This is a genomic window from Aquabacterium sp. UBA2148, assembly GCF_002328915.1.
Classification (GTDB): domain Bacteria; phylum Pseudomonadota; class Gammaproteobacteria; order Burkholderiales; family Burkholderiaceae_C; genus Aquabacterium; species Aquabacterium parvum.
Genome location: NZ_DCXA01000105.1, coordinates 1 through 3,486 on the forward strand (window position 1 = coordinate 1; position 3,486 = coordinate 3,486).

General features: G+C 65.5%; 3 protein-coding genes. All 3 read right to left on the minus strand.

Going from position 1 to position 3,486, the window contains the following annotated elements:
* Positions 1 to 501 (minus strand): lysylphosphatidylglycerol synthase domain-containing protein (locus tag B2W70_RS05665; RefSeq protein ID WP_286743691.1); only part of this gene is annotated, 501 nt, incomplete at its 3' end.
* Positions 502 to 597: 96 nt separating this feature from the next.
* On the minus strand, positions 598 to 2,004 hold the full coding sequence (locus tag B2W70_RS05670; RefSeq protein WP_286743693.1) for a TIGR03013 family XrtA/PEP-CTERM system glycosyltransferase: 1,407 nt from the start codon (positions 2,002 to 2,004) through the stop codon (positions 598 to 600).
* Positions 2,005 to 2,194: 190 nt separating this feature from the next.
* A partial coding sequence (locus B2W70_RS05675) for a UDP-N-acetylglucosamine 2-epimerase (RefSeq protein WP_286743694.1) occupies positions 2,195 to 3,486 on the minus strand: 1,292 nt, incomplete at its 5' end.

The window sequence follows — 3,486 nt, forward strand, 5'->3', positions numbered from 1 at the left end:
GAGCCCCGCCGCGCGCCAGGCCGAGGCCAGGCCAGGCCACAGCAAAATGCCAAGGCCCACCAGCACGGTGATGTCTTGCAAGCGCATCCAAAGCAGGCATGCCACGGCCCGCGCCACTGGGTAACCCAGCTCGCGTGAGGCCAGCCACGGGAAGCTCAGCTCGCCAGCACGCATGGGCAGCAGGTTGATGGCGGCGTTGTGCATGAGGATGACCCTCAGCGCGTCGGTGCGCAGACCCAGCCAGCGCCGCGGCGGTGCCTGGTGGTTGTCCAGGTCGAGCACGACTTGCAGCCGGGCACCGCGCAGGCCGTAACTCAGCAGCAGGCCGCCGAGCGTGAGCCCCCAGGTCGAGGCGCTGGGTCGCATCAGCGCGTATTGGGCCTGCGCCAGGGGCACGTGCTGCAGCAGCCAGCCCAGCAGACCGAAACCCACGACCCACGTCAGCACCAGCTTCAGGCGTGAGCGGGGGGAGGTGGCAGGGGTGGCTTGTGGGGAATTCACAGGGCGGAAGTGATCCGGCGAACCCGGGATTGTCGCGCACAAAACAAAAGGCGGGCCGAAGCCCGCCTTGCGGAAAAGATGCGTCTCAACGCTGGCTCACTGAGCGCCCTCGCGGAACAGCACCACGCTGACCGTTTCGAACAGGACCAGCAGGTCCAGGAACAGCGAGTTGTTCTTGACGTAGTACAGGTCGTACTGGTGCTTGTGCAGCGCGTCCTCGACCGAAGCACCGTAGGCATAGCGAACCTGGGCCCAGCCGGTCACGCCCGGCTTGACGCTGTGGCGCACATCGTAGAAGGGGATCTGGTCACGCAGTTGAGCCACGAACGAGGGGCGCTCGGGGCGCGGGCCGACCATGCTCATCTCGCCCTTGAGCACGGACAGCAGCTGGGGCAGCTCGTCGATGCGGGTCTTGCGGATGAAACGGCCCACGCGGGTCACGCGGCTGTCGTTCTTCTTGGCCCACACGGCCACGCCATCCTTCTCGGCGTCGGTGCACATGCTGCGGAACTTCAGGCACATGAAGCCCTTGCCGGCCAAGCCCACGCGTTCCTGGCGATAGATCACCGGGCCAGCACTTTCCAGCTTGATGGCGATCGCAGTGATCAGCATGATCGGCGAGGCGAGGGTGAGCAGCAGACCGGAGGTGACGACGTCGAAGACACGCTTGACCAGCGCACGGGTGCGGTCCTGGGCAAAGCCGCGGCCGTAGACCAGGAAGCTGGCCTTGAGGCTGTCGACGGGCACTTCACCAGTGGTCTGTTCGTAGAAGGTGGCCAGGTCCATCACGGGGATGCCCTGGATGCGCGCCTGCAGCAGCTGGTCCATGGGGACGTTGCCGCCACGTTGCTCCTTGACGGCCACGATGATCTGGTTGACGTCGTGCTTGTTGACGATGTCATCGATGGCCGTGTCGCGCGAGAAAATGTTGAAGCGCTTGTCGTCACCCGGCAGCACCGAGTGGCCGGCGGGGTAGAAGCCCACCACGGCGTGGCTGGAGCGGCGACGCGACTTCAGGTCGGCGGCCACCGCGTGGGCTTCGTTGCCCGTGCCCACGATCAGCACGCGTTGTTGCACGAGCGAGCCGTGCCAGGCGGTCAGCAGCAAGCCGCGCACAAGCACCAGGCCCACCATCAGGTAGGCGATGGCAAAACCCATCAACTGGGGTGCCTGGGTGCCATCGACCAACGTCTTGACGGCCAAGTGGTACGCGATGGGGGCGCCAATCAGGCAGCCGAGCACGGCGCGCCCGAGCTTGGCGCGGGCGGTTTGGCGGGTCGCGCCTTCGCGGTAGACACCGACCAGGCCGCAATGCAGGGGGATCAGCAGGGCAAAGCCCAGGCCGGAGCGCAGCACCGTGGAGACACCCAGGGCATCGCCGTCGCCGTAGAAGTGGGCGAGTGTCAGGACACCCAGCATGATCGCCAGGAAGCTCGTGAGGCTGTCCGCGATCAGTTCAGCCAGGGTGGCCAGCGAAATATGGTGTTGAAAAACCCGCAGCATGTGGTGCCTCTCTGTCGCGCCGTCTCACAGGCAGGGCCTGAAACGAATGACCTGCTTTGGTAAGATTTTGTAATGGCCTGATTGTCAGCGGGATGAGGGCGCGCCAATATCCTCCGTTTGTGGGGGACCCCTGGACATTAGGGGGATGGTTGTGGCTTTGGACACAACCCAACCCCCTCGGGTGGGGTGGTCAACCCTGAGGTGTGTGCGAGCGAGGTTGTCGCTGTTTCCACCATGCGGCCAGGTGATCGGCCGTGCGCTGGGCCGACAGGCCATCCCAGAACTTGGGAAGCCGGCCTTTTTTGCCTCCACCACGGATGACTTCGGCCACGGCGCGGTGGATGAGGCTGCTGTTGCGCCCCACTGCGATGTTGGTGCCTTGCTCGACCGTGATACGCCTTTCGGTGTAGTTGGTCAGCGTCAGGCAGGGAACGCCCAGGATGGTGGCTTCCTCCTGGACGGCGGACGAGTCTGTCAACACGCAAGCGGCGGTGCCGATCAAACCCATCATCTTGAAATAGGGAATGATGGGCAGCAGCCCGACCTGGTTGCCCGAAACACCCTCGAGCACGTGGTTTTCTTCGACCCAGGCCCGGGTGGCATCGGTCATGGTCCAGATCAGCGGCATGTCCCGTGCCACCGACTTGAGTGTGATCACCAGCTCCAGCAGGGCTTCGGGGTTCTGTGCGATGCCCTGGTCCTGCAGGTAGACCACGGCATAGCCTCGTCCGGCCTTGAGCAGCTCAGGCGACTGGTTGAACTGCCGCAAGGTGTACTTCGGGGGGGCCGCCTGAGACAACATGGCGCGCATGGTGTCCATCATCAGGTTGCCGACAAACACGACCCGGTCGGCCGGGATGCCTTCGCGTGTGAGGTTGTCGTGGGCCACCCACTCGGATGTGAGCAGCAGGTCGGCCATGTGATCGCTCATCATGGCGTTGATTTCCTGGGGGCGGCTGCGATCGAAGCTGCGCAGGCCGGCTTCGAGGTGCAGCACCGGGATGCCTTGTCGGTGAGCGGCCAGGCCGGCGGCCAGGGCAGCATCTTCACCGCCTTGCACGATGACCGCAGCCGGCCGGTATTCGTTCAGCAGGTGATCGAGCTGGCGCAGGGCGTCGGCCGTCTGAGCGATCGAGGAGCCGCTCGGCAGACGGATGGACACGTCGGGTGCAGCCAGGCCCATGTGCTCGCACCACTCGGAGGTGAGCTCGAAGCGCCCCGGCGAGTCGATCAGCAGGGTGCGCAGCGCGGGCAGGTCCTGACGGCTGAGGAAGGCTCTTTGCAGGGCAGCTGCGCGGATGCAGCCCGCGCGCGAAGCCGTGAGCATCAGCAGGTGAGGCTGGCCGCCGGTTGCCGATTGACCGTGGTACTGAGGGGTGGCGAACTGAGGCTGCAGCGGCGCCAGTGCCACGTTGTCGGTGAGCGTGGGCACGCCGACCGGGGGGTGGCCATAGGCCGCCAACTGGGGCTCGCGCGCCTGGT